General features: G+C 61.7%; 20 protein-coding genes. 4 read left to right on the forward strand and 16 right to left on the reverse strand.

The window, feature by feature from the left end; genetic code table 11:
* Window positions 1–278: 278 nt before the first annotated feature.
* The 6 genes from ACTQXM_RS04090 to ACTQXM_RS04115 all read right to left on the reverse strand — a co-directional run bounded on the left by ACTQXM_RS04090 (window position 279) and on the right by ACTQXM_RS04115 (window position 7,344).
* A complete protein-coding gene (locus tag ACTQXM_RS04090) occupies window positions 279–677 on the reverse strand; it encodes a DUF956 family protein (RefSeq protein ID WP_427719318.1) in 399 nt (132 codons plus the stop codon).
* A 120-nt stretch (window positions 678–797) separates the two neighbouring features.
* Window positions 798–1,718, reverse strand: coding sequence for a PTS system mannose/fructose/sorbose family transporter subunit IID (locus ACTQXM_RS04095; RefSeq protein WP_154518429.1), 921 nt, complete (start codon window positions 1,716–1,718; stop codon window positions 798–800).
* A 16-nt stretch (window positions 1,719–1,734) separates the two neighbouring features.
* Window positions 1,735–2,553 carry a PTS mannose/fructose/sorbose transporter subunit IIC gene (locus ACTQXM_RS04100; protein ID WP_055285302.1) on the reverse strand — a complete coding sequence of 273 codons (819 nt, stop codon included), beginning with the start codon at window positions 2,551–2,553 and terminating at the stop codon, window positions 1,735–1,737.
* An 18-nt stretch (window positions 2,554–2,571) separates the two neighbouring features.
* Window positions 2,572–3,561 carry a PTS sugar transporter subunit IIB gene (locus ACTQXM_RS04105; protein WP_154518426.1) on the reverse strand — a complete coding sequence of 330 codons (990 nt, stop codon included), beginning with the start codon at window positions 3,559–3,561 and terminating at the stop codon, window positions 2,572–2,574.
* A 378-nt stretch (window positions 3,562–3,939) separates the two neighbouring features.
* The gene (locus ACTQXM_RS04110) at window positions 3,940–4,368 is read right to left on the reverse strand and encodes a hydrogenase maturation nickel metallochaperone HypA/HybF (RefSeq protein ID WP_441041753.1); all 429 of its coding nucleotides are present in this window, start codon (window positions 4,366–4,368) and stop codon (window positions 3,940–3,942) included.
* 198 nt (window positions 4,369–4,566) lie between these two features.
* Window positions 4,567–7,344 (reverse strand): FAD-dependent oxidoreductase, encoded by a 2,778-nt coding sequence (locus ACTQXM_RS04115; protein ID WP_441049040.1) that lies wholly within the window; start codon window positions 7,342–7,344, stop codon window positions 4,567–4,569.
* Window positions 7,345–7,533: 189 nt separating this feature from the next.
* On the opposite strand from ACTQXM_RS04115, the gene ACTQXM_RS04120 reads away from it, so the two are divergent.
* The 3 genes from ACTQXM_RS04120 (at window position 7,534) to ACTQXM_RS04130 (ending at window position 10,986) form a co-directional block, all read left to right on the forward strand.
* Entirely contained in the window at window positions 7,534–8,196 is a 663-nt protein-coding gene (locus ACTQXM_RS04120; protein WP_427719312.1) for a TetR/AcrR family transcriptional regulator, read from the forward strand.
* Between the two features lie 62 nt (window positions 8,197–8,258).
* Complete coding sequence (locus ACTQXM_RS04125; RefSeq protein WP_441049041.1) at window positions 8,259–9,266, forward strand: DUF5692 family protein; 1,008 nt, start codon at window positions 8,259–8,261, stop codon at window positions 9,264–9,266.
* A 232-nt stretch (window positions 9,267–9,498) separates the two neighbouring features.
* Window positions 9,499–10,986: a hypothetical protein gene (locus ACTQXM_RS04130; RefSeq protein WP_441537073.1), complete on the forward strand. Its 1,488-nt coding sequence runs from the start codon at window positions 9,499–9,501 to the stop codon at window positions 10,984–10,986.
* 131 nt (window positions 10,987–11,117) lie between these two features.
* Here the strand turns inward: ACTQXM_RS04130 and ACTQXM_RS04135 are convergent, their stop codons facing one another.
* From ACTQXM_RS04135 to dnaK, 7 genes are all read right to left on the reverse strand, one after another.
* Window positions 11,118–11,312 (reverse strand): hypothetical protein, encoded by a 195-nt coding sequence (locus ACTQXM_RS04135; protein ID WP_229770727.1) that lies wholly within the window; start codon window positions 11,310–11,312, stop codon window positions 11,118–11,120.
* A gap of 133 nt (window positions 11,313–11,445) precedes the next feature.
* Complete coding sequence (clpB, locus tag ACTQXM_RS04140) at window positions 11,446–14,073, reverse strand: ATP-dependent chaperone ClpB (protein WP_154518122.1); 2,628 nt, start codon at window positions 14,071–14,073, stop codon at window positions 11,446–11,448.
* 624 nt (window positions 14,074–14,697) lie between these two features.
* Entirely contained in the window at window positions 14,698–16,998 is a 2,301-nt protein-coding gene (locus ACTQXM_RS04145; RefSeq protein ID WP_441049043.1) for a hydratase, read from the reverse strand.
* Window positions 16,999–17,480: 482 nt separating this feature from the next.
* Window positions 17,481–17,897: a heat shock protein transcriptional repressor HspR gene (locus tag ACTQXM_RS04150; RefSeq protein ID WP_427719306.1), complete on the reverse strand. Its 417-nt coding sequence runs from the start codon at window positions 17,895–17,897 to the stop codon at window positions 17,481–17,483.
* Between the two features lie 72 nt (window positions 17,898–17,969).
* On the reverse strand, window positions 17,970–18,935 hold the full coding sequence (locus ACTQXM_RS04155) for a DnaJ C-terminal domain-containing protein (protein ID WP_154518131.1): 966 nt from the start codon (window positions 18,933–18,935) through the stop codon (window positions 17,970–17,972).
* A gap of 107 nt (window positions 18,936–19,042) precedes the next feature.
* Window positions 19,043–19,885, reverse strand: coding sequence for a nucleotide exchange factor GrpE (locus ACTQXM_RS04160; protein WP_427727348.1), 843 nt, complete (start codon window positions 19,883–19,885; stop codon window positions 19,043–19,045).
* 2 nt (window positions 19,886–19,887) lie between these two features.
* A complete protein-coding gene (dnaK, locus tag ACTQXM_RS04165; protein ID WP_154518137.1) occupies window positions 19,888–21,780 on the reverse strand; it encodes a molecular chaperone DnaK in 1,893 nt (630 codons plus the stop codon).
* Window positions 21,781–22,370: 590 nt separating this feature from the next.
* Between dnaK and ACTQXM_RS04170 the strand changes: the two genes are divergently transcribed.
* Window positions 22,371–22,622 carry an indolepyruvate ferredoxin oxidoreductase subunit alpha gene (locus tag ACTQXM_RS04170; RefSeq protein ID WP_158564522.1) on the forward strand — a complete coding sequence of 84 codons (252 nt, stop codon included), beginning with the start codon at window positions 22,371–22,373 and terminating at the stop codon, window positions 22,620–22,622.
* Between the two features lie 237 nt (window positions 22,623–22,859).
* Here ACTQXM_RS04170 and ACTQXM_RS04175 read toward each other — a convergent pair whose 3' ends face one another.
* The 3 genes from ACTQXM_RS04175 to ACTQXM_RS04185 are packed head-to-tail and all read right to left on the reverse strand — an operon-like array spanning window position 22,860 to window position 25,645.
* Window positions 22,860–23,405 (reverse strand): transcription repressor NadR, encoded by a 546-nt coding sequence (locus ACTQXM_RS04175; protein WP_441537074.1) that lies wholly within the window; start codon window positions 23,403–23,405, stop codon window positions 22,860–22,862.
* Window positions 23,405–24,265: a carboxylating nicotinate-nucleotide diphosphorylase gene (gene nadC / locus ACTQXM_RS04180; RefSeq protein WP_441015372.1), complete on the reverse strand. Its 861-nt coding sequence runs from the start codon at window positions 24,263–24,265 to the stop codon at window positions 23,405–23,407. Before nadC ends, ACTQXM_RS04175 begins: the two co-directional genes overlap by 1 nt.
* A 3-nt stretch (window positions 24,266–24,268) precedes the next feature.
* Window positions 24,269–25,645: an L-aspartate oxidase gene (locus ACTQXM_RS04185; RefSeq protein ID WP_441537075.1), complete on the reverse strand. Its 1,377-nt coding sequence runs from the start codon at window positions 25,643–25,645 to the stop codon at window positions 24,269–24,271.
* Window positions 25,646–25,688 lie beyond the last annotated feature (43 nt).

Genomic DNA, 25,688 nt, shown 5'->3' on the forward strand with positions numbered 1-25,688 from the left:
ACGGTGAGCCCGGCGCCGCGAAGCGCCCTGGCCCTCTCCACCATTCTCCTACTGTATGCCATGCGGACTCCGTTCCGGACCTCAACGGTCCAACTTTTTGTCCGCAGTCCCGAGCTCGAAACGGGATATGGTTTCCCAAATGAGCCTGTTCCGGAAACTGCATCCCAGAATAGGCGCTCAAACTGGGATGATATTTCCCCAGCGAATCCCGCGAAGAGCTACGGGTAGTCATTGGGGACGTTCTTTAATGACTAGTCGTATAAGAATGTCGCAGGCGACTAGTTGCCTTTATGGAAAAGGCCTTTGATAACGGAGGGTATGCTCTTGGCGCCCTTGGCCGTCACATCGATAAAGTCGGGCGAACGCACAAGCTTATCCTCGTCGACGTATTTGCGAACTGCACGAAGCGTCTCTTTGTCGTCGCGCGTCGAAAACGTAAAGTGGCCGTTATCCTTGGTAAAGATAGCAAAACGCGTGATCTTCTTAGTGCCGCGCAAAACCTCGGCGGCAATATAGTCGACCTCGTCCCACGGAATTTGAATAAAATCCTCGGGATTGCGCTCGTTGTAATACTCGAACGCCTTATTGCCCACCATCACGTTACCGTGGCTGGTAAGCCCCATCAGGCAGGTTGCCGGTGTTGCCAGATCGACCGTGCTGTTCTGAGATTGCGCCATGCGCGCCTCGCCCTCCAAATAAAACAATCGGACCGCATCCAGTGTACCCACCGGGTGCGGTCCGTTTCAATGGCTCAAAAGCCCTTGCCTAGCAACTCTCGGTCTTAAGCCGAAGCGTGCTTACATGAAGCCGCAAACGCGACCGATGATACCGACGGCGAAGAGAGCCAGGATGATGACGATCGGGCTGACCTTCTTCTTGAGCAGCTTGCAGACGAACAGCGTCAGGCACACGGCAGCAAGGCCGGGGATGAGCTGATCGAGGTTAGCCTGAAGCGTGGTGACCTTCACCTGATCAAGGGCGGTAGCACCGACGGAGTTGTACATCGTCAGCGCTTCCTTGATGCCCTCGGCACCGGAAGGCAGGTTAGCCCAGTCAATGAAGGCGCCGGCAGACTGCGTGACCTTGGAGACGACCGGGGTGAAGGAGATGGACACCCAGCGCTCGACCAGGGCGCCGATGATGAACATACCCAGGATGGAAGCACCCTCGGTGACCTTGCCCATCAGACCGCCGGAGAGGTCCTTGGCGATGGAGGAGCCGACCTTATAGCCAAACTCCTGCGTGTACCACAGGAAGGCGTAACGGATGATGTTCCACGCGAAGAAGAACAGCAGCGGACCGGCGATGCTGCCGGACAGGGCCAGGGAAGCGCCCAGAGCGCCCAGGATCGGGCGAAGGGTGAACCAGAAGGCGGGGTCGCCGACGCCGGCGAGCGGGCCCATCATACCGACCTTGACGCCCTGAATGGCGACGTCATCGATCGGTGCACCGTTGGCGCGCTCCTCCTCGAGAGCGAGGGTAACGCCAATGACGGGGGCGGAAACATAGGGATGGGTGTTATAGAACTCCAGGTGGCGCTTAAGCGCGGAAATCTGGTCGTCCTTGCTGGTGTAGAGCTTCTTGATCGCAGGGATCATTGCGAAGCACCAGCCGCCATTCTGCATACGCTCGTAGTTCCACGAGCCCTGAAGGAACTGATGACGGAAGCAAACCTTCTTGCGGTCAGCCTTGGTGAGCTGAATCTTGTTCTCTGCCATATGTATCACTCCCCTCCTACTCGTAATCGTTCAGAATGTCGCCGAGCGGGTCACCAGAGCCACCGCCCATGCCGCCACCCTGCTTGGCCAGATCCTTGAGGCCAAGGTAGATGAGGGCAAGGGAGATGCCGATGAGGCCAAGAGCGATCAGCGTGAGCTGAGGGATGGCAGCAAGGACAAAGCCGAGGATGAAGAACGGCCAGGTCTCCTTGGTGGCCATCATGTTGATGACCATGGCGTAACCGACGGAGGCGACCATGCCGCCGCCGACAGCCATGCCGCCGGACAGCCAGTCGGGCATAGCGTTAAGCGCGTTGGTAACCGCCTCGGCCGGGATGATGCACAGAAGTACTGCCGGGATGGCGATACGAAGGCCCTGCATGAGGATGGCGGCGTACTGCCAGCGCTCGATGCCGGAGAAGTCGCCCTTCTCGGCGCAACCGTCCATGGCGTGAGCGATAGCGGTAGCCAGGGTACGGCAGATCATGGTCAGGAACAGGCCAGCGACCGACAGCGGGACTGCGACGGCGATGGCGGCGGTAACGGCCTTGGCCGAATCGGTGGCGCCACCGTTGAGGGCGAGCACCATGATAATCGAAGAAGCGACCGAGGCCAGAGCGGCGTCAGGCGCGACGGCGGCGCCGACGTTAGCCCAGCCAAGGGCCATCATCTGGAGCGAACCGCCCAGGAGGATGCCCTCCTGAAGGTGACCGGTTACGAGACCGATAAGCGTGCATGCCACGAGCGGCTGATGGAACTGGAACTCATCCAGAATGCCTTCCATACCGGCAAGCAACGCGACAATCGCAACAAGCAGAATAGTGATTGCAGACATGTATCGGACCCTCCTTTACTATGCTTGAGCGGCCAGTTCGGCCTTAGCTTTCTTCAACATGGCGTCGAGATCCTCGGAGGAATCCGAAGGAACCTTGCGGACCTCGAACTTGACGCCCTTGGCCTTGAGGGCCTCGAGAGTCTTGACGTCGTCATCGCCCATAGCGACGGCGTTGGTGACGACGACCTTGCCCTTGGAGTGAGCCATGGAACCGATGTTGACTTCCTTGATGTCGACGCCGGCCTCGATAGCCTTGAGCAGATCCTGCGGGTTCTCAAAGAGCAGCATGGCCTTGGTGTCACCAAAGCGCGTGTCCTTGACAACCTCGGCCATCTTCTTGATGGGCACGACGTTGGCATGGACTCCCGGAGGGGCAGCCTGCTCGATCATGGTCTTGCGGAGCTCGTCGTGAGCAACGCCGTCGGAAACCACGATGATGCGGTTGGGGTTGATCTGCTTGGTCCACGTGGTGGCCACCTGACCATGCAGCAGACGGGTGTCGATACGGACGTGGGCGATCTTGATGTGCCCATCGCCGATGACCGTTCCCGGAGGGATGGCGCCTGCAGGAGCAGCGGCGGCCGTGGCCGGCTTCTTCTCCTCGGGCTCCAGAGACTCGGGCTTGACGCGCACGCCAGCCTTAGCCTCAGTCACGAGATGTTTTGCGATCGCATGTGCAGTGTTCTTTGCGTCAAAGCGCTGCGAATATGCCTCGATGAGCATAGGCAGGTTGACACCGGTGACGATAGCCCAGGAATCGTGGCCCTCGATGAGACCGCTGATCTGGTTGAACGGCGTGCCGCCCCACAGATCAACGAGGAAGAGCACCTGCTCCTGGTCCTCGAAGGAAGCGATTGCTTCCTCGACCTTGGCACGGAAGTCGTCGGGGCCCATGCTCGGCTCGAGCGAGACCACGGCCACAGACGGCTGATCGCCAAAGACCATCGAGCCCGTCTGCTTGATTCCGGCTGCCAAGTCCCCGTGGCTAGCAAGAACAATACTTACCATCACATAACCTCCTCTTTGTCTACGTATTTCCTACACGACATGAAAGGAGTATACCTGTTCGTCCTGTAAAATTATAGAGAAAAATGCGAATGATTGGATAATTTGTTTAAACGTCTAGGTTTGTTACAAGTTGATTACGTTACTGCTTTTTGACGGATTACACGCCATGGCGTCACTTATCAAGCCATTCATTTTACAGATACAAGCAGGCTGGTCATTAATATCGATTTTAGGCAAGCGCAAATGCGCTTGTACTGCAGTTATTTTGTTTAAACAGACATAACTTGACTATTAGCGTGACTTGTGCACTAACGTAAGTAGTCATTGGGGACGTTCTTAAACGACTAGTCAAACAAGAACGTCCCCAACGACTAGGGGCTAGACGATGTGGAGGGGGTTGGCAGCGTCGACGGCATCGGGGGCGTCGGAGAGGCCGTCGGGAGCAGCATCTGCCGGGTCCTCGTCGGGGGTCTCAATCTGCTTGATCATGACCTCCTGGCCCTGCAGCAGGTATGTCTCGCCGCTACCGCAATGGGGGCAGATCTTGCCGTGCTCGACCGTCGCATAGTCGCGGCCGCACGCCTCGCAATGCGTCACGGCCTCGACAGGCTCCACGATAAGCTCCGCGCCCTCGGTGATAGGCTTTTTATCTGCCGCCCAGCGCCAAGCGTCGAGCAGCAAGTCGGGAACGACGCCCGAGACCTCGCCCAGCAGCAGCGTGACGCTCGAAACGCGACTCACGCCATTGGCGCGCGCCACGTTCTCGACATCGCGAATAATGTGATAGACGATTCCCAATTCATGCAAGGTAGAAACCTTTCGGCAACGGTTGATGCGATGTCAGCCAAACGTCAGCGAGCGGCGATCCAGGTGCCCCAGGTTGCCCCGAAACAAGGCGTCCGCTGGGCTTTTTGCCCGCGGCGCCGCAGTTGAGGGGCAAGATGGGGTATCTGGGCGCCGCGCAGCGTCGGCAGTGCCGCCGTTCGTTAGAACGGCGGAACCTCATTACTTCTTCCCGAATTTGATCTTGATGGCACGCTTGAGCGCGTACTTACCCAAGCTGGGGAGCTTTTGCTCGTATTTGACCATCGTGGAGCACTCGGGGCGGTCGCGATCCAGGTGGATGGCATCGAACGCGCACTTGGTAGTGCACAGACCGCAGCCGATGCACTTGTTGGGGTCGACGATCGAGGCGCCGCAGCCCAGACAACGGGCGGTCTCGGCGCGCACCTGCTCTTCGGTAAAGGTCTCGACGTACTCGCTAAACGGCGCGGCCTTCTCGCGCTCGCGGTCGACATGTGCCACCTCGCGGCTCGCGTTGTCATAGCTCTCGATCACGACATCGTCGCGGTCGAGCGCGATGTAGCGGCGCTGGTTGCGGCCGATGGTGAGCGTGGAGCCCGGTTGCACAAAGCGGTGGATGGACACGGCGGCCTCGTGACCGGCAGCGATGGCGTTGATGGCAAAGCTCGGACCGGTGTAGACGTCGCCGCCCACAAAGATGTCGGGCTCGGCGGTCTGGTAGGTCTGAGGATCGGCAAGGGCACCCTGGCCACGGCCAAGCTCCACCTTGGAGCCAGCCAGCAGGTCGCCCCACACGATGGACTGACCGATCGACATGACCACGCGGTCGGCGTCGACACGACGCAGGTCGTTCTCGTCGTACTCGGGCGCAAAACGGCCCTCGTCGTCAAAGACACGCGTGCAGCGCTTGAAGGTGATACCGCACACACGACCGGCCTCGTCCAGATGGACCTCCTTGGGGCCCCAGCCGCAGCTGATGTGGGCGCCGTCCTCAACGGCCTCGCGACGCTCCTCCTCGCTGGCGGGCATCTGGGCCTCGCTCTCCAGGCAGAATATCTCAACGTGCTCGGAACCCAGACGGCAGGCGTTGCGCGCGACGTCGATAGCCACGTTGCCGCCGCCCACCACGATGGTGCGGCCGGACAGCGCGTCGATCTTGCCACTGTTGACCTTGCGCAAAAAGTCGACGGCCACGGTCACGTCCTCGGCATCCTCGCCCGGAATACCGGCGAGGCGGCCGCCCTGGCAGCCAATGGCAACATAAAAGGCCTTAAAGCCCTGCTCGCGCAGCTCGTCGAGCGTCACATCGCGACCGACCTCCACGCCATAGCGGAACTCGGCGCCCATCAGGCGAATGACCTCGACCTCGGCCTCGATAACATCCTTCTGCAGCTTAAAGCTGGGAATGCCATAGGTGAGCATGCCGCCCGGGCGCTCATTCTTCTCGAACACGACGGGCTTGTAGCCCTTCTCGGCCAGGTAGAAAGCGCAGGACAGGCCGGCCGGACCGGCACCGATGATGGCGATCTTCTGGTCGAAGCCGCCGGCGCGCGTCGGGGTCACCACAGGTGGGACATAGCGGGTCGCGGCATCCAGATCGCGCTGGGCGATAAACTTCTTGACCTCGTCGATGGCCACGGCCTCGTCCACGCGACCGCGGGTGCAGGCATCCTCGCAGCGGCGATTGCACACACGGCCGCAGATAGCGGGCAGCGGGTTCTCGCGCTTGATGAGCGCTAGCGCCTCGTCATAGCGGCCCTGCGCCGCGAGCTTCAGATAGCCCTGAACGGCAATGTGCGCGGGGCAGGCCGTCTTGCAGGGCGCGGTGCCGGAATCGTGTGTCTCGATGCGGTTGTCGTTGCGGTAGTTGGGCGACCACTTGGTGTGGTCCCACTTGGTGGCATCGGGCAGCTCCTGGCGCGGATACTCGGGCACCTGTCCGCCGGCCTTTTTGCTGCAGAGCTTCTGGCCGAGCTTGACGGCACCAGCCGGGCACACCTCAACGCAGCGACCGCAGGCTACGCACTTGTCCTTCTCGACCTTGGCGACATAGGCCGAGCGCGACAGGTTGGGCGTGTTGAACAGCTGCGAGGTGCGCAGGGCATAGCACACGTTGACGTTGCAGTTGCAGATGGCGAAGATCTTGTTCTCGCCGTCGATATTGGTGATCTGGTGCACAAAGCCGTTGTCCTCGGCCTGGCGCAAGATGTCATAGACCTCCTCACGCGTCACATAATGGCCGCGGTCGGTCTCAACCACATAGTCGGCCATATCGCCCACGGCAATGCACCAGTCGGCGGGGTCGTCGGCGCAGCCCTCGCCCATCACACGACGGCTCGCGCGGCAGCTGCAGGTGCTGGCGGCATATTTGCCCTCGTATTTGTCGAGCCAATGCTCGATATGCTCGATCGGCACCGAGGTGCTCGAAGCATCGATAGCCTTCTCGACCGGAATGACGTGCATGCCAATGCCGGCTCCTCCGGGCGGCACCATCGGCGTGGCTTTGGACAGCGGCCCCTTGGACGCCTGCTCAAAGAACTTGGCATAGACCGGATGCTCCTCGAGCTGGCCCACGCGCATGTTGAGGAACTCGGCGGAACCCGGCACCAGCATGGGCAGTACCCACTGCTTGGCGCGCTCGGGATTTTCCCAGTTGTACTCGAGCAGACCTGTGTAGCTCATGTCGTCGAGCATCTTCTCGATCTGGGCCTCGGGCATGCCGGTGAGCTTGGCCATCTCGGGCAGCGTATAGGGACGGCGCATCTTCATCTTGCAGAGCACTTCGGCCTGCTCGTCGGTTGCGGCCTCGGCAAACGACCAGTACTCGTAGCCCAGCAGCTCGTCGCGATGCAGCAGACGGTTGGTGCAATGCTCGCACAGCTTGACAATGGCCTCGCGCGGATGCTCCGGCAGCGGCGGCACGAACTCCGAACCGATGTCGGGCTCGGTGTAGCTAATTCCCGGTCCGTTGAGAATCATGGTTGTCCCTTCTCTTGCCGCAGCCCGACGAGGCCGCAGCGCCCCTCTTTTTTGCAGGCCGGGCATGCCCCCATGCCGTTCACCCGCCATTGTTGACATTATGTCAAAAATAGTATTGACGAACCGTCAACACTATTCAAGACTATTAGGCGAACGGTCGGGCCCAAACGGATGAAAGGCGGCAAGCGCATGAGCGATAACGCAGCGAACACCCCTGTGGCCGACGCCGTCCCCACGCCCGACAGCGCGGCAAAGCGCCTGACAGGTGACGAGCGCCGTCGCGAGATTCTCGCCGCCGTGCGCGCCGTGAGCTCCGAGCTGGGCGTGTCCCATCTATCCGTCTCGGCCGTGACCAAGCGAGCCGGCTGCACGCGCTCGCTGTTCTACCACTACTTCGTCGACATGGACGCCGCCGTCACCGCCGTCATGGACGAGGCAATCGACGGTTTTATCTCCGAGCTCGAGCAGTGGAATGCCAGCCGCATCGTCGGTGATATCGAGGGCGCACTCGACACCGTCGCCCCGCTCTTTAAGCGCCTGGTTGTGAGCGGCCACGAGCTGCCGAGCACGCTCATCTCGAGCAGCGGCGCGCTCTACGGCGGCTTTCTGCACAACGTGGTCCAGCGCGTGGCGCAATACATCTGCGACACCACCGTGGTGGACTTTGTCGCCCATCATGACCTGCGCATCGACCATGTCTACGAGACGTTTTACACCCTCATCATGGGGCTGTTGATGTACATCCGCACGCACCCCGATGTGCCCGACGAGACGGTTAAGGAGATTATCGCCTCGACACTCCACATCGAGGGCTACACCGCCAAGTATTCCGAGCGCAAGCCCAGGAACTGATGACATTTGGCCAAACTGCCCGCGACGGAAGAGGGGCCGCGGGCGTATGAAAGGAGAGCAGCATGCTGTTCGATGTTTGGGGTAGCGATACCCTTATCCACTGGGCCGGCTGGGCGATGGTCTTTATCGGCTTGATCGTACTCAACGAGGTCGGCCGCCGTACCAAGCTCGGCGCGGCCATCATCTTTGGCGTGGCTCCGCTGGCCATGACCATCTACTGCATCGCCATCGCCGTCGGCGTTTCGCAGGGTGCCGAGTGGGCGCTCACCAACCCCACCCATGTATACCAGAACAGCTGGTTCCATTACGCCAAGGTATACGCGGCGCTGGCCGGCTGCTGGGGCTTCATTGCCATTAAGTACCAGTGGGGCAAGATCGGCAAGGCGCATTGGTTCCGCGCATGGCCGTTTGTGATCGTCGCCATCAACATCTTGATCGCCGTCGTGTCCGACTTTGAGAGCGCCTATCACTTCTTTGTCCTGGGCGAGTCCACCTGGGTCACCTCCGAAGGTGCTACGCAGCTGGCCGGCTGGAACAACGTGTTCAACGGCATCGCGGGCATCATCAACATCTTCTGCATGACCGGTTGGTGGAGCGTCTACGCCTCCGAGGACAAGACCGACATGCTGTGGCCCGACATGACCTGGGTCTACATCATCGCCTACGATATCTGGAACTTCTGCTACACCTACAACTGCCTGCCCACCCACTCCTGGTTCTGCGGCTTTGCGCTGCTGCTGGCGCCCACCGTCGCCGCCTTTATCTGGAACAAGGGCGGCTGGATCCAGAACCGCGCCTTTACGCTGGCCATTTGGTGCATGTTTGCCCAGGTGTTCCCCTACTTCCAGGAGGAGTCCATCTTTGTGACGCACTCCACGCTCGACCCCGGCGCCGCCACCGCGGTCTCGATCGTCGCACTGGTCGCCAACATCGCCGCGATCATCTACGTCGCCTACCGTGCCAAGAAGCTCAGCCGCAACCCCTACAAGCAGGATGTCTTTGAGGGCACCAGCGATTGGGAGAAGGCCACTGCCCGTCGCGCCAAGGTTGATTACGCGCACGCCGAGTAACGCGCCTGACGCAAACATCGCTTGAGCACGAAGCGGCATAGCCGGCTCCGCGCAACTCAACGCACTGCAGAGCCCCCGAAACGTGATTCGTTCGCGTTCCGGGGGCCTTTTGCTGCCGCGAGGATGCGGCTGAACGATACGCTCGGGTTAAATCGGATCTTATATTTCGCATGCGCTTTATATGGCTCCATTTTTGGGTACAGTGTTGAGCCGATATTGCATTGGGGGATATATGAGCGATGAGACACGTGGCCGCGAGGATGCGGCCCAGGATGCGGAAGCATGTGCCGAGGCCTTGGAGAGCCTTGACCGGATTGCGCTAGACGAGCTCTCGTTGAGCGATTTGGCCGTCGACGCGCAGGACGAGGTGCGCGAAGGCACTGAGGACGAAGGCAGCGACGCCAAAGACGCTTCTGACGAGGCCGAAGCCGAAGAGGACGATAGCAAGGACGACGTCCAGTCGGAATCCGCCTCGGGAGAAGAGACCGCCCTGCTTGGCAGCTTGCCTGCCGATGACTCGCTCACCCGCGAGCTTCCTGGCCTGGGTTCTGCGCCGGCCGTCGACGAGACCATCGCCATGGGCGATATTCCCCTGCCGTCCGTTCCCTCGGCACGCGAAGCCAAGGCTCGCCATCACAAGATGTCGCCCAAGCGACGCAATTTGATGGTTGCCGGCGTCGTTGCCGCCGCGCTCGTTGCCGGCGGCGCGGGCTATGCCGCTTGGAACGGATACCAACAAGAACAGGCCGCCATCGCTGCCGTCAACGCCCACACCATGATGTCGGTGCAGATTGGCGTACATGCCGCAGGGCTCGACTGTTCCACCGGCTCCAAGATTCCCGTGCAGGTGAGCGGGCAAGACTCTGACGGCTCCTCCGTGAGCGAGACGCTCTATGTTGATGAGCACGGTCGCGGTATTAAGCTGCTGCCTGGCGACTATACGCTCTCCATCGCTGGGTCCCCCATCGCAGCTGACGGTACCATTTACACCGTGCCGACCACCAAGGCGCAGGTTAGCGTAAAGAGCGACGGGCAGGACCTGAGCGCTCAGGCATCCTTTAAGCTTAAGGTACCTTCGGCAGACACGGTGACCGACGACCAGATCGATGCCGCGGCCAAGTACGCCGAGGAGGGCGGCGCGAGCTCTGCCGCGGTCGCAAAGGTGCTCCAGCAGGCGGCAACCGCGCGCCGTGACGCCGCCGTCAATGCCATGAGTTCCCGCGAGGCGCAGGCGGCCCGCGACGCCGATGCTCGGCATAAGGCAACGAACCTGTATCAGCTCGATATTCCCGTTGAGTGGTACGGCAAAGTCGCGACTTGGCAAAACGGCAATACGTTGTGCATCTATCTTGCCAGCGACAGCAATACGCCGATCGTGACGCTTGTCGCAGTGCGCGACGGCGAGAGCTTTACGCCCGATAAGGGCGATACGGTTTTAGGTGCGGCAAGCCTTGGCAACGGCTACACGGTCTACGCCAGCGGCCCCGTCTATCCGTATGTGGTGCCCCAGACCATCAACGGGCGCACGCAAGACCCCGTGTCGACCTACCCCATGGACACGGCCATTGAGCTTGTCGAGCTTACAACCGGCAACCGCTATACCTATAGCCAGATCAAGAACGTACTGGTCGGTAAAGACGGCAAGGCAGACGCCGCGACCAAACTCGAGACCGACTACCTCGCTCAGATTCTGATGCCAAGCATCAAGGCCCAAGACTAGCCGGCCGCAGCGAGGGTAGCTAATTTGGGACGGGGCTTTTTAGCTGCCCCGACCGTTAATCGACTAAACCGGCACATTACCAGCCGGGGCAGCTAAAAAAGCCCCGTCCCAAATTAGCTACCCTGCAGGAGTTAGCGCCACGGGTCGGCTTCGAACATCGGCTCGCGCTCGGGGCGGCGATCGCTGTAGGGATCGTAGCCGTCGTCGTCCTCGTTCTCGGCACGGATGTAGGGGTCGCGCGGCTTGGGTGCCGGCTTAGGCGCAGGCTTGGGTGCGGCGGGCGCTGACTCAGGCGCCGGTGCGTTCGTCTCGTTCTCGTCTTTCATCTGCATAGCTCCTTGCCATGTACTCATGTTCAACACCATCGATTGTCGCACGAAAAAGGGCGGCGGACCCAATTGGATCCGCCGCCCTTGGCGTTTGGCACAAAAGGTAGATTTTAAGGCATGGCCCAACAATCTACTCGGCGTCGGGCACCTCATAGGTGGCAGACGGCGTGTTATCGCACACGACGGTAAAGGCACCGTCCTTGTCGACGTCAACCGTCACCTGATCACCCTCGCGCACCGTACCGTCGATGATAGCGGCGGCGATGGCGTCCACGACCTCGCGCTGCACCAGACGCTTGAGCGGACGGGCACCAAAGACCGGGTCCAGACCGCCCACGGCGAGCATCTGCTTGGCCGCCGGGGTGATGGCAAGCGTCATGCGCTCCTTGGCCAGACGTGCGCGGACGTCGGCGAGCTGAATATCGACGATCTTTTCGATCTGCGCCATGCCGAGCGGATGGAACACCACGATATCGTCGATACGGTTGAGGAACTCGGGACGGAAAGTCTGAGCCATGGCCGCGTCAACCTGATGGCGCATCTCCTCCTCGTCCTTGCCCGAAAGATCGGCGATGGCCTTGGAGCCCACGTTGGACGTCATGATGATGATCGTGTTCTTGAAGGACACCTGACGACCCTGACCATCGGTCAGACGACCGTCGTCGAGCACCTGCAGCAGCACGTTGAAGACATCCGGATGAGCCTTCTCCATCTCGTCGAGCAAGATCACGGAGTACGGACGACGGCGCACGGCCTCGGTGAGCTGCCCGCCCTCGTCGTAGCCCACGTATCCCGGGGGCGCACCAATCAGACGCTGAACGCTGAACTTCTCCATGTACTCGGACATGTCGATACGCACGAGCGCGCGCTCGTCATCGAACAGGCACTCGGCCAGCGCCTTGGCGAGTTCGGTCTTGCCCACACCGGTGGGGCCCAGGAAGAAGAAGCTGCCGATGGGCTTGTCCGGATCGGAGAGGCCCGCACGGCTACGGCGCACGGCCGCGGCGACGGCGGAGACGGCCTCATCCTGGCCGATGACGCGCTTATGCAGCTCGCCTTCCAAGCCCTTCAGCTTGTCGAGCTCACCCTGCATCATCTTGGAGACGGGCACACCGGTCCAGGCGCTCACGACCTCGGCGATCTCGTCGGAGGTCACCTGCTCGTTGAGGCCTTCACCGTCCTGCTGTTTTTGTGCCTCGAGCGCGGCCTCGGAATCCTGAATCTGCTGCTGCAGACCCGGAATCACGGAGTAACGCAGCTCGGACGCACGGCCCAAGTCTCCGTTGCGTGTCGCACGTTCCTCTTCGCTCTTGGCCTCATCGAGCTGGCCCTTGAGCTCCTGCACATGGTCGATGGCGTTCTTTTGGTTGAGCCAACCGGCCTTTTGCACGTTGAGCTTTTCCTGGACCTCGGCGATTTCCTGGCGCAGGGTCTCCAGACGCTCCTTGGAGGCGTCGTCGGTCTCCTTCATGAGCGCCTGTTCCTCAATCTGCAACTGGGTGAGCTGACGCGTGGTGGCGTCGATCTCGACCGGCATGCTGTCGAGCTCCATGCGCAGGCGGCTTGCGGCCTCATCGACCAGGTCGATGGCCTTGTCGGGCAGGAAGCGGTCGGCGATGTAACGATCGGAGAGGTCGGCGGCGGCCACGAGCGCGCTATCGGTAATGTGCACGCCGTGGAAGATCTCGTACTTCTCCTTGAGGCCACGCAGAATCGAGATGGTGTCCTCGACGGTAGGCTCGCTCACCATAACGGTCTGGAAACGACGGGCGAGCGCCGCGTCCTTCTCGATGTACTTGCGGTATTCGTCGAGCGTGGTCGCACCGATCGCGTGCAGGTCGCCGCGGGCGAGCGCCGGTTTGAGGATGTTGCCGGCGTCCATGGAGCCCTCGGTGGCACCCGCGCCCACAATGGTGTGGAGCTCATCGATGAACAGGATGACCTTGCCTTCGGACTTTTGCACTTCCTTGAGCACGGCCTTCAAGCGGTCCTCGAACTCGCCGCGGTACTTGGCACCGGCGACCAGCGCGCTCATGTCGAGCTCGATGAGGTCGCGGTCGCGCAGCGTGCTCGGCACGTCGCCGGCCACGATACGCTGGGCGATGCCCTCGACGATGGCCGTTTTACCGACACCCGGCTCACCGATGAGCACAGGGTTGTTCTTGGTGCGACGGGACAGGACCTGGATAGTACGACGGATCTCGTCGGTACGGCCGATAACCGGATCGAGCTTGCCGGCACGGGCCAGGTCGCAGATGTTGCGGCCGTACTGCTCCAGTGCCTCAAACTGGGTCTTGTCCTCGGCGGACGTCACGCGGTCATCGCCGCGCAGCTCCTCGTAGACTTGCTCGATACGCTCCTTGGTAACGCCGGCGTCGCGCAGCACGCGGCCCGCCTCACCTTTGTCCTCGGCAAGCGCCATCAGCAGATGCTCGGTCACTACGAAGCTGTCGCCCATCTTGGTGGCCTTTTTCTCGGCCTTCTCGATGACGCGAACGAGCTCGTTGGACAGGCCCATCTGCTGGCCCTCGCCCGAAACCTTGGGTGCGCGGTCGATGGCATCTTGCGTGGAGTGTGCAAGCTGGGCTGGGTCGGCGCCGATGCGCTCGATAATCACGGAGATATTGCGCTCGCCGGCACCGAGCAGGGCGGACAGCAGGTGAATCGGCTCCACCGCGCCGGCCTGTGCGTCGGCAGCTGTGCTCATGGCGGTCTGCAACGCCTCGCGCGACGTCATTGCTAGCTTATCGATTCTCATGGAATCACCTCTCTTGGGGCGGCCGCCCTACGGGGCGGCTTCACGTTGTCCGAGAAGTATTGTTGCCAGCTTTGTACGATCTTATACACAAATCTAAGTCTCTATATATAAGATTTTCTGAGTGATTAAGAGATAGGGAGCAGGCATGCTCACCCGCTGCGGCCTCGTCCCCTTACTATCTCAATATGTAACATCTAGCGGCTGTTTATGGCTCCAGATGTTACAAATCAAGATGAAATGACCAGCGGCACCCGTTTGTCTCAATCTGTAACATCTACTCGGCAAATTAGGGTCTAACTGTTACAGATCGAGACGAACAGAAGACACCCGAATCGAAAATCTAAATCTGTAACAACTACTCGGCAAATAGAGGTCTACCTGTTACAGAACGAGACAAACCGAGAACCGCCACAAAGGCGCCTGTCCCCCTTTGTGGCGGTTCTCGACAAAAAGAAGCCGCCCCATTAACAGAGGCGGCATCAAGCAAGTCTATTTATTAGCGTCCCTCAAGACCCAACGAGAACGCAGAAATGTAGCCCGGGGCTTATCCTTTCCCGAACGCGACCCTCGCGAAGCGCGTGAGCGGGCGGGAAAGGATAAGCCCCGGGCGGACAATTAAGTGCGTTACTCGGCAGCGGCCTTGAACTTGTTGTAGTTGATCAGGCAGCCGGCCTTGACGATGGCACGCTCCTCCGCCGTCATATCGGCAATATAGAGCTCAATCTGCTCGACCGTGCCGTCGGCGCGCACCACGTAGGCGGCGATGTTCTGCAGGTCGCCATCGAGCGCGGCACGGATACCCGGCACGAAGACGTAGTCGCCCACCTCAAAGTTGGGCTCGGCCTCCATCTGGAAGGGCACCATGCCCCAGTTCATCACATTGGAGCGATAGCGCTTGGTGGCGTACTCGTGGACGATGTTGGCCAGACCGCCAATCACGCGCTGGCAGCTCGCGGCCTGCTCGCGGGCAGAACCGTCACCGGGCTTCTTGGCATAGAGCATGGAGCCGTACTCGGTCGCCTTGGCATCGGCCGCGACGCCGGCGCCGGCCAGCGCCTCAAACACGCCGGCAAGCTCGGCATCGAGTGCCGCCAGATCGCCCGCCGCCTCGCCGGCAACGCGGCGCTTCTCCACGGCGTCGACCTCCTTGGAACGACCCACGTAGGCCGGATCGCGGCGGCTGAGCGTAAACTCTGCCAGGCCCAGCGGGTTGGAGCGGAAGGAGCTCGTCTCGCCCGAGGGAATGAGCTCGTCGGTCGTGGTGACCGGGTCCATGATCTTGGAGCACACCTTGAGCAGGATATCGTCGCCGAGAGGCTCCATCGCGGGCCACGGCTTGATGTTGGGGCCTTCGACCAGCTCGTCAGCAGGCTCGGCCTTGCCAAAGCCCCAGTACACGCGCTTTTTGTACGGCGCGTCGTCAAAGGTGTACTCGCAGGCCTCGTCCCAAGTCTCCTCGGGCAGGTCGGTCGCCGGCGTCAGGACGCCTCCGTTGGCGGCCGTCGCCGCAATGGAGCGAGCGTCCATTAGGGCCACGGCGCTCAGCTGACCATTGCCCGGCTTGGAACCCTCGCGGTTGGGGAAGTTGCGCGTGGTGTGGCGGATGGACAGGCCGTTGTTGGCAGGCGTGTCGCCGGCACCAAAGCACGGACCGCAGAACGCCGTGCGCACGATCGCGCCGGCCTCCATAAGGTCGTAGATATAGCCACGGCGCGTAAGTTCGAGTGCCACGGGCTGGCTCGTGGGATAGACCGATAGCGAGAACTCGCCGCAGCCGGTGTTGGCGCCCTTGAGCACGCGGGCAGCCTGGACCACGGAGTCGTAGTTGCCGCCCGAGCAGCCGGCGATAACGCCCTGTTGCACGTGCAGCTTGCCGTCGACGATCTTGTCGAGCAGGCTAAAGTGCGTCTTGCCCTCGCCGATCTTGGCGGCCTCGAGCTCCACCTCATGCAGGATGTCCTCGAGGTTCTCGTTGAGCTCCTCGATCTCAAAGCCGTTGGAAGGATGGAATGGCAGCGCGATCATGGGCTTGATGCTCGACAGATCGACCTCGACGCAACCGTCGTAGTAGGCGACATCGGCGGGCTTGAGCTCGCGGTAGTCGTCGCCGCGACCGTGCATGGCCAAAAACGCGTGTGTGTCCTCGTCAGTGGCCCAGATGCTCGACAGGCAGGTGGTCTCGGTGGTCATGACGTCGACGCCGTTGCGGTAATCGGTCGTCATGCTCGCGATGCCGGGGCCCACAAACTCCATGACCTTGTTCTTGACATAGCCCTTGGCAAAAACGGCACGGATGATGGCGAGCGCCACGTCGTGCGGGCCGACGCCGGGACGCGGGGCGCCCGTGAGGTAGATAGCGACGACGCCGGGATAGGCAACGTCGTAGGTGTCGCGCAGCAACTGCTTTGCCAGCTCGCCGCCGCCCTCGCCCACGGCCATGGTGCCCAGGGCGCCATAGCGGGTGTGCGAGTCGGAGCCCAGGATCATCTTGCCGCAACCGGCGAAGTTCTCGCGCATAAAGGAGTGGATGACGGCGATGTGCGGCGGAACGAAGATGCCGCCGTACTTTTTGGCCGCGGAAAGGCCAAAGACGTGGTCGTCCTCGTTGATGGTGCCGCCCACGGCGCACAGCGAGTTATGGCAGTTGGTGAGCACGTAGGGCAGCGGGAACTGCTCCATGCCCGAGGCACGCGCCGTCTGGATGATGCCGACGAAGGTGATGTCGTGGCTCGCCATGGCATCGAAGCGAATCTTGAGCGACTCGGGGTCGCCGGACGTATTGTGTGCCTGGAGGATCGAATACGCGATGGTGCCGCGCTTGGCATCCTCGGGCGTCTGCGTAATACCGCGCTCGGCAGCCTCGGCCGCAGGCACAACCTCGCTGCCGCCGCGCAGGTAGATGCCGTCCTCGTACAGCTTGACCATACTGTCTCCCACTCTGCCCAAAAGATTTGGGCGCATAGCATGCATTCGTTCAATATCGTGCCATAGAACGGTTGCGAGTGGGTTACGAATCTGCACGTTCACTTTATCTCGGTAAAGTACAGGACGAGCCCGATGTGGGTCAGCAGATTTGGTGCAAGAGCGTCCCTTTCGACTAGTCATTTAAGAACGTCCCCAATGACTACCAACGACTACCGCATCCGGAGCAAGGCAACGCCGCAGGTAGAGGATGGACAGCGAGCGGGCCGCATTTCCAAAGTGAGGAACGTCCCCAAGTGCCGCATCCGGACCATGGCAACGCCGCAGGTAGAGGACGGACAGCGAGCGACGTCCAGAGCGAACAAGTTGGCATGAAAAAGGCAAGGCATAGACCTTCTGGTCATGCCTTGCCTTTTGAATGACAAATTGTCGCTCTGGGCGGCGCGCAGCGTCGGCCGGTCCGCCGTTCGGTAGAACGGCGGAACCTAGAGATCCCCGCCGGCTCCCAGTAGCTTACGCATGACCTGTTCGGGATTAACCGAGCCATCGCGCGGGGCCAGGGAGGTGATCTTCTTCTGCATCTTGTACTCGTGCAGCTCGTCCTCGAGCTGGCGCATGCGGGCGCGGAGCTTTTCGTTCTCGCGCTCGCGCTCCTCGGCACGCTCCTTCATATCGAGGATGCGCACCACGCCGGCAAGGTTGATGCCCTCGTCGGTCAGCTGGTTGATGAGCTCCAGGCGCTCGATATCGGCACGCGAATACAGGCGCGTGTTGCCGCCCGAGCGCTGGGGGTTCACCAGACCCTTGGACTCGTAGACGCGCAGAGTCTGCGGATGCATGCCGGTCAGCTCGGCCGCCACGCTGATCATGTACAGCGGTTTGTTCCTATTGTCCTCGGCCATGCTACCTGACCCCTTTCCGTCTCGTTATCGTCCATCATAAGCCCGCGGGCGTGGGCGTGTACCGCGACCGCCCTAGAACGTCGCCTTGTAACGGTTGACCTTCTCGCGGTAGTCGCGCGTGTCGGCCTCGCGCAGCTTGGTCATGGCATCGCGCTCGTCATCGGATAGGTTCGTGGGAACCTGCACCTTGATCTCGACGAGCAGCGCGCCCGTACGGCCACGGTGCTTAACGTCGGGCGCCCCCATCTCCTTAAAGCGGAACTTCTTGCCCGTCTGGGTACCCGCAGGCACTTTCAAACGGACCGTCGCACCGCCGGGCGTGGGCACGTCCACCGTGCAGCCGAGCGCCGCCTCGTAGACCGAGACCGGTACCTCCATGGTCACGTCGGCGCCTTTGCGCTTAAACAGCGGGTGCTCCTCCACATGCGTGGTCACGACCAGGTCGCCGCGCTCGCCGCCGGCGACGCCATACTCGCCGCGACGCTTGTAGCGTAGCTTGCCGCCGTCGACCGCGCCCGCGGGCACCGAGACCGTAATGGTCTGCTGCTCGCCTGTCGAGGGAATGCGATAGGTGACCTTGTGCGTCACGCCGCGAAACGCGTCCTCGGCCGTCACATCGACGGTCAGCGACAGGTCGCCGCCCTTGCGAGCGCGGCTGCGACCCGCGCCGGCACCGGCAGCGCCCGCAGCCCCGGCAAAGCCCGAGCCCCAATCGCTGCCCCAGGCACCGTTGCCGCTAAAGATGCTGTCGAAGATGTCGCCCCAGCCGCTGGCACCCGCGCCGGCACCGTAGCCGCCGCCATACGCGCCGCCTGCGCCCGGCATGCCGCCAAACATGAGCATCTGGTCGTACTCTTTGCGCTTCTTCTCGTCCGAAAGCGTCTCGTAGGCCTCGCTGATCTCCTTGAACTTGGCCTCGTCGCCGCCGGCGTCGGGGTGATATTTTTGCGCGAGCTTGCGAAACGCGCTCTTGATCTCTTTGTCGGAGGCGCTCTTGGATACGCCCAGGATGTCATAGAAGGTTTTGCCTGCAGCCATCGTAGCTCCTCTCCTGTTTTATCCGTCGCCCAGCGGGCGGCGGTTCATGCTTTCATATGGCACTAGGCCAGAAAGGGCCCCGGGTGTTGCCCCGGGGCCCTTCTCAATTACTCCTCGGTGCTCTCGGCCGTATCGGCCGCAGCATCCTCGGGCGCCGCTTCGGGCTCCGGTGCGGGGCGCTTTTCGCCACCGTAGGTCACCGTCACCATCGCGGAACGCAGGATGCGGTCCGCCATGCGGTAGCCCTTCTGGTACACGTCGTTGACGGTCTCGTCGTACTGCGACGAGTCCTCGACGCGACCCACAGCCTGGTGCTCGAGCGGATCGAACGCCTCGCCCTTGGGGTCGATGGGCTCAACGCCCTCGTGCGCAAACACATCGAGTAGCTTGGCATGCACCGCGTCGACGCCGTCGACGAACTGCTTAAAGTCGTCGGCAAGCTCTTGGCTGCGGGCATGGTCGATCGCGCGCTCGATATCGTCGACCACCGGCAGCAGCGCCGTGACGAGCTTCTCGGTCGCGCGCTCACGCTCGGCGATACGCTCGCTGGCGGTGCGGCGACGGAAGTTCTCCCAGTCGGCCTGCAGACGGGCGGTGCGCTCGGTGGCGTCCTTCGCCTTGTCCTCGGCAGCCTTCTGAGCCTCTGCCGCAGCATCGAGCTCATTGCGCACATCGGCAAGCTCCTTCTGGGCCTGCTCGAACTTGAGCTTAAAGTCGTTGTCGGCGGCTTCCTCACCGGCGCGGATAGCGGCTTCCACCATCTCGTCCTCGGTCATCGTCGCCTCCTTGTTGGAATCCTCTACCTGGTTCTCGACAGCCTCGGCGGCCTCGGCCTCGTTGGCCTCGGTATCGTCGACGGCCTCTACGGGAATCTTCACGTCCTTCTCCTCAGAGTCAACGGGGGCGGCTCCAACGGCAGCCGCCTCCGTGCGAGCTTTACGGGCGGACATGATTACTTGTCCTCGTCGTCCACAACCTCGTAGTCGGCGTCGACGACGTCATCGTCGGCAGGCTGGGCGCCGGCGGCACCGTCGGTCTGCTGCTGAGCGTCGGCGTAGACAACCTGAGCCAGCTCGTAGGCCACGGACTGCAGGGACTCGCCAGCGGCCTTGATGGCCTCGACGTCAGAGCCCTCGAGCGCCTTCTTGGCATCGGCGATAGCGGCCTCGGCCTTGGACTTCACGTCGGCGGAAACCTTGTCGCCCAGCTCGTTGAGGGTCTGCTCGGTGGAGTAGCACAGGCTGTCGGTCTGGTTGCGGACCTCGACCTCTTCCTTCTGCTTCTTGTCCTCCTCGGCATGAGCCTCGGCGTCCTTGACCATACGATCGACTTCTTCGTCGGACAGAGCGGTGGAGCCGGAGATGGTGATCTGCTGCTCCTTGCCGGTGCCCTTGTCCTTAGCGGAGACCTTGACGATGCCGTTGGCGTCGATGTCGAAGGTTACCTCGATCTGCGGCACGCCACGGCGGGCAGCCGGGATACCGGTCAGCTGGAACTTACCGAGCGACTTGTTGTCGCGGGCAAGTTCGCGCTCGCCCTGGAGCACGTTGATCTCGACGCTGGTCTGGTTGTCGGCAGCGGTGGAGTAGACCTCGGTCTTAGAGGTCGGAATCGTGGTGTTGCGGTCGATCATCTTGGTCATGATGCCGCCCATGGTCTCGACGCCCAGCGACAGCGGGGTAACGTCGAGCAGCAGGATGCCCTCGACGTCGCCGGTGAGCACGCCGCCCTGGACGGCAGCGCCGTCGGCAACGACCTCGTCGGGGTTCACGGACATGTTGGGCTGCTTGCCGGTCATGGTCTTGACGAGCTCCTGGACGGCGGGCATACGGGTGGAGCCGCCGACGAGGATGACCTCGGTCAGATCGGAGAGCTTAAGGTTAGCGTCGCGCAGGGCGTTGGTGACAGGCTGCTTGCAGCGCTCGAGCAGGTCGCGGGTGATCTTCTCGAACTCGGCGCGGGTCAGCGTGTAGTTGAGGTGCAGCGGGCCGGACTGGTTCATGGTGATGAACGGCAGGTTGATAGTGGACTGCTGGGCGGCGGAGAGCTCCTTCTTGGCGTTCTCGGCGGCCTCCTTCAGACGCTGCAGGGCCATGGGGTCCTGACGCAAGTCGACACCGTTCTCCTGCTGGAACTTATCGGCCATCCAGTCGATGACGCGCTGATCCCAGTCGTCGCCGCCCAGGTGGTTGTCGCCCGAGGTGGACAGAACCTCAAACACGCCGTCGGCGAGGTCGAGGATGGAGACGTCGAAGGTACCGCCGCCCAGGTCGAAGACCAGGATGCGCTGGTCGGAGCCCTGCTTGTCCAGGCCATAGGCCAAAGCGGCAGCGGTCGGCTCGTTGACGATACGCTTAACGTTGAGGCCGGCGATCTTACCGGCGTCCTTGGTGGCCTGACGCTGGGCGTCGTTGAAGTAGGCCGGGACGGTGATGACGGCGTCGGTGACGGTCTCGCCCAGATACTTCTCGGCGTCGGCCTTCATCTTTGCGAGCGTCATGGCGCTCACCTGCTCGGCGGTGTATTCCTTGCCCTCGATGTCGACGACGGCACGGCCACCCTGGCCCTCCTTGACCTCATACGGCACGGTCTTGAGCTCGGAGGTGCACTCGGAGTACTTGCGGCCCATGAAGCGCTTGATGGAGAACACGGTGTTCTTGGGGTTGGTGACCGCCTGGTTCTTAGCGGCCTTGCCCACGACGCGGTCGCCGTCGGCACGGAAGCCCACGACAGACGGGGTGGTGCGGTCGCCCTCGGCGTTCACGATGATGGTCGGAGAACCGCCCTCGAGAACGGCCATTGCGGAGTTAGTAGTACCAAGGTCGATACCAAGAATCTTGCCCATTAGAAATTCCCTCTCTCTTGTGCGTTTGCACCGACTCGGCGGTCTGCCAAGCGGTCTTTCGGTTTGTCTTTCAGGATGTAGTGTATCCCCTTATGGACCGGAATATACAAAATCTAAGTCAATTCATATAAGATTTCTTATCACTTAGATTTTAGGTTCTCGAATACGCAGGTAGATGCGCTGATTGAGTTCTCGGCAAATCTCTCGAAATCTATGTAGAGATGGCTGAGGTTTGGGCCGGGGGTGCCTGGGGCTGCTTTACGGAAAGCTCGTCCCGGTTTGAGCGTGGATTCCGGGTCGTAGTTTCCGTCTGAAGGCTCAACCGGAAACCATATCCCGTTTTGAGAGCTGATACCGGGTCGCAGTTTCCGCTAGCGGGCCCAACCGGAAACTGCGACCCGTTTTTCGACCAGGTAACGGGATGCGCTTTCCGAAAGCCCACTCAATTGCTCAATAATTCGAGTCACCTTTAGCTAACATTTGCACAGCTCACCAGCCTCACCTGTGCGTTTCTTAGTAAGCCTTGGCATACTCGGCGAATGGTATGAAGATGCCGGCCAGAGGGTATTGCAAACGGTCGCTCACGTGGTATGTTTTTGCCCGAATCAAACCGGCGCGCATCGCCTGTAGCGTCGGTCAACAGAGAGGAAACTACCATGGCTCATCCCGTAATTGATGCCGACGAGTGCATCGCTTGTGGCGTTTGCGTCGACTCCTGCCCCGCTGGCGTTCTGGAGCTCCAGGACGTCGCTACCGTTGCTGACGAGGACTCCTGCGTCGCCTGTGGCGCTTGCCAGGACGCTTGCCCCGCCGGCGCGATCACCGAGATCGTCGAGGAGTAACAACTCCCCCACTTGCACACTCACAAGTACACCGTGCACAAAAAAGGAGGCCTCCGCATCGCCGCAGAGGCCTCTTTTTTGTGCGGATAGCTAATTTGGCACCGTCGCAGGTTGAGCATAAGTCAGCGAAAACGCCCCTAAGCGAGCAAGGTGACGTGAAAGAGGAGGGAAGCGTACTTTTGTACGCGACCGACGATTGAACGTCAGATTGCCGCTTAGGGGCGTTTGCAGCGTCGGCTACGATAGATCGTCTTCGTAGGGCATCAGGTCTGCCAGATAGCCCTTCTCCTTGAGCATAGCCTCGATCTCGTCGAGGGTTTGCTCATCCTCTGCCGCGATGCGATGGAAGTGATAGCCGCTCGTCACCGTTAGTAGTGGAAAGCTTTTGCCGCTCTCGATATCGTGCAGGTAGCGCTCAACATCGCGACGATTGCGGATGTCCAGGTCGGCCGTGATCTTACCGTACACGCGGTGATTGACGATCACGTTGAGCACGGCGCCTCCGGCGTCGACGATACTCGTGAGCTCATCGCCTGCCTGCTCCATGCTATGGCGAACCTTGACCAGGCGCGTGGGCACGGCGGGGCTGCTGGGGGCCTCCTGCAGCACGTAGCCGCGATTGGTCGCCACGATATCGTGCCCATCGGCGCGCAGCAGGGCGATGTCTTGCACGACAACCTGGCGGCTCACACCCACCTCGCGAGCAAGCGTACTGCCGGAGACGGGGTCTTTGGCTCGCTCGAGCACGCCCATGATGGCATGGCGACGCTCGCGGGCGTCCATTATTTACCGTCCAGCAGACGCAGGTGCTTAAGCGAGAGGTCGAGAATCGGCGCAGAGTGCGTCAACGCTCCCGAGCTAATAAAGTCAACGCCCAGGTCGGCAAGCGCACGGATATTGCTGGCATCCACGTTGCCCGAACACTCGGTCTTGGCGCGACCGGCAATAAACTCAATCGCGGCAGCCATGTCATCGTGGGTCATGTTGTCGAGCATGATGATGTCGGCGCCGGCCTCCACGGCCTCGCGCACCATGTCCAGGTTCTCGCACTCGATCTCGACCGTCGCGGTAAACGATGCATGGGCGCGCGCCATCTCGATCGCACGCGTCACGCCGCCGGCGGCGTCGATGTGGTTGTCCTTGAGCATGACGGCCGTCGACAGATTGTAGCGGTGGTTGCTGCCGCCGCCGATCTCGACCGCGGCCTTCTCGAAGACGCGCATACCCGGCGTGGTCTTGCGCGTGTCGACGAGCACGGTCTTGGTGCCCTCGAGCGCCGCAGCCATCTGGTGCGTATAGGTAGCGATACCGCTCATGCGCTGCAGGTAGTTGAGCGCCACGCGCTCGCCCGAAAGCAGCACGCGCGCATCGCCGCGTACCTGGCCCACATGGTCGCCGGCGTGCACCTCGTCGCCATCGGCAACGTCAAACAGCACCGAGCTCTGCGAATCCAGCAGCTCAAAGGTGCGAGCGAACACATCCAGGCCCGCGATGATGCCATCGGCCTTGGCGATGAGCTCCACCGTGGCGGGACGCGCCGTGGGGCACACGCTCGCCGTGCTCACGTCCTCAAACGTAATGTCCTCGCGCAGAGCCTGCAGAATCAGATCATCGACGACGAGCTTCATGGTAATGGGGTTCATGGTCTACTCCTCCACGGCCTGCGTGCCGGCGGCACGGGCCAGATCATCGATTGCCAGGGTGTCGGCGCTCAGGGCGCGATGACGGCCATCGAGCGCGGGCTCGCCCGCCTGCTCCACGGCGAGCGACTGGCCGGTACGCATGTGCCACGCGGCGCGACGACCCCAGACCAGCGCCTCGAGCAGGCTGTTTGATGCAAGGCGGTTCTTGCCGTGAACGCCGTTGCAGGCCGTCTCGCCGGCGGCGTAGAGCTCGGGCATCGAGGTGCGGCCGTCCTTGTCGACCCACACGCCGCCCATAAAGTAGTGCTGCGTGGGTGTGACGGGAATGGGCTCGTCCAAGATGTCGCGGCCGTCCTCCAGGCAGCGTGCGCGAATGTTGGCAAAGTGTCCGGTTACCACGTCGCGCTCAACGGGGGCAAAGCTCAGCCACTCGTGCTCGGTACCATCCTGCTTCATCTGCTCGCGAATAGCGGCAGCGACCACATCGCGCGGCTGAAGCTCGTCGGTAAAGCGCTCGCCGGCGGCGTTGAGCAAAATCGCGCCCTCGCCGCGGCAGCTCTCGCTGATCAGGAAGGTGCGGCCCGGCTGCGGCGAGAACAGTCCCGTGGGGTGAATCTGCACGTAGTCCAGGTGCTCCATCTTAATGCCATGCTCCTGGGCGATGTAGCAGGCATCGCCGGTGAGCTGCGGGTAGTTGGTCGAGTGGTCGTACACGCCGCCGATGCCGCCTGTCGCCCACAGCGTGTGGCGGGCATGGATCTTAAACGGCTCGCCGGCATGCACGCCCTCGGCGGCATTTGCCAGCTCGTCGGCGGGGCGAACCGAGTTGTCCTCGTCCACGGGAACGGCGATGACGCCGATGCACGCCGTGGCGCCATCACGCTCGCCCGTCAGAATGTCGGTCATGGCCACGTGCTCCAAAATCTGCACGTTATCCAGCTTGCGAACGGCCTGGAGGAGCTTGGTCGTGATTTCCTTGCCCGTAATGTCGGCATGGAAGGCGATGCGCGGGCGACTGTGCGCACCCTCGCGGGTAAAGTCGAGGCTGCCGTCGGCCTTGCGCTCAAAGTCCACGCCCATGGCCAGCAGGTCGTTGATGACCGAACGGCTCGAGCGGATCATGATGTCGACGCTCTCGCGGCGGTTATCGTAGTGGCCGGCGTGCATGGTGTCCTCAAAGAAGGCGTCGTAGTCAGAGCCTTCGGGAAGCACGCAGATACCGCCCTGCGCGAGCATCGAATCGCACTCGTCGACAGCGCCCTTGGAGAGCATGATCACGCGCGTGCTCGTCGGCAGATTGAGGGCCGCGTACAGGCCCGCCACGCCGCAACCGGCAATGACGACGTCGCACTCCATGTCGGGGCATTGTTTGGTTTCCACAGGAATCCTCTCCCTTGTAATGTGGCATAAGGGATGGTCCCTC

The organism is Collinsella sp. LCP19S3_D3 (assembly GCF_052121455.1).
Classification (GTDB): Bacteria; Actinomycetota; Coriobacteriia; order Coriobacteriales; family Coriobacteriaceae; genus Collinsella.

Excerpts from the sequence above, each read along its gene's own strand:
- ACTQXM_RS04090 (WP_427719318.1), bottom strand. The coding sequence starts at position 677 with ATGGCGCAATCTCAGAACAGCACGGTCGATCTGGCAACACCGGCAACC.
- ACTQXM_RS04095 (WP_154518429.1), bottom strand. The coding sequence starts at position 1,718 with ATGGCAGAGAACAAGATTCAGCTCACCAAGGCTGACCGCAAGAAGGTT.
- ACTQXM_RS04100 (WP_055285302.1), bottom strand. The coding sequence starts at position 2,553 with ATGTCTGCAATCACTATTCTGCTTGTTGCGATTGTCGCGTTGCTTGCC.
- ACTQXM_RS04105 (WP_154518426.1), bottom strand. The coding sequence starts at position 3,561 with ATGGTAAGTATTGTTCTTGCTAGCCACGGGGACTTGGCAGCCGGAATC.
- ACTQXM_RS04115 (WP_441049040.1), bottom strand. The coding sequence starts at position 7,344 with ATGATTCTCAACGGACCGGGAATTAGCTACACCGAGCCCGACATCGGT.
- ACTQXM_RS04120 (WP_427719312.1), top strand. The coding sequence starts at position 7,534 with ATGAGCGATAACGCAGCGAACACCCCTGTGGCCGACGCCGTCCCCACG.
- ACTQXM_RS04125 (WP_441049041.1), top strand. The coding sequence starts at position 8,259 with ATGCTGTTCGATGTTTGGGGTAGCGATACCCTTATCCACTGGGCCGGC.
- ACTQXM_RS04130 (WP_441537073.1), top strand. The coding sequence starts at position 9,499 with ATGAGCGATGAGACACGTGGCCGCGAGGATGCGGCCCAGGATGCGGAA.
- ACTQXM_RS04135 (WP_229770727.1), bottom strand. The coding sequence starts at position 11,312 with ATGAAAGACGAGAACGAGACGAACGCACCGGCGCCTGAGTCAGCGCCC.
- clpB (WP_154518122.1), bottom strand. The coding sequence starts at position 14,073 with ATGAGAATCGATAAGCTAGCAATGACGTCGCGCGAGGCGTTGCAGACC.
- ACTQXM_RS04145 (WP_441049043.1), bottom strand. The coding sequence starts at position 16,998 with ATGGTCAAGCTGTACGAGGACGGCATCTACCTGCGCGGCGGCAGCGAG.
- ACTQXM_RS04150 (WP_427719306.1), bottom strand. The coding sequence starts at position 17,897 with ATGGCCGAGGACAATAGGAACAAACCGCTGTACATGATCAGCGTGGCG.
- ACTQXM_RS04155 (WP_154518131.1), bottom strand. The coding sequence starts at position 18,935 with ATGGCTGCAGGCAAAACCTTCTATGACATCCTGGGCGTATCCAAGAGC.
- ACTQXM_RS04160 (WP_427727348.1), bottom strand. The coding sequence starts at position 19,885 with ATGTCCGCCCGTAAAGCTCGCACGGAGGCGGCTGCCGTTGGAGCCGCC.
- dnaK (WP_154518137.1), bottom strand. The coding sequence starts at position 21,780 with ATGGGCAAGATTCTTGGTATCGACCTTGGTACTACTAACTCCGCAATG.
- ACTQXM_RS04170 (WP_158564522.1), top strand. The coding sequence starts at position 22,371 with ATGTTTTTGCCCGAATCAAACCGGCGCGCATCGCCTGTAGCGTCGGTC.
- ACTQXM_RS04175 (WP_441537074.1), bottom strand. The coding sequence starts at position 23,405 with ATGGACGCCCGCGAGCGTCGCCATGCCATCATGGGCGTGCTCGAGCGA.
- nadC (WP_441015372.1), bottom strand. The coding sequence starts at position 24,265 with ATGAACCCCATTACCATGAAGCTCGTCGTCGATGATCTGATTCTGCAG.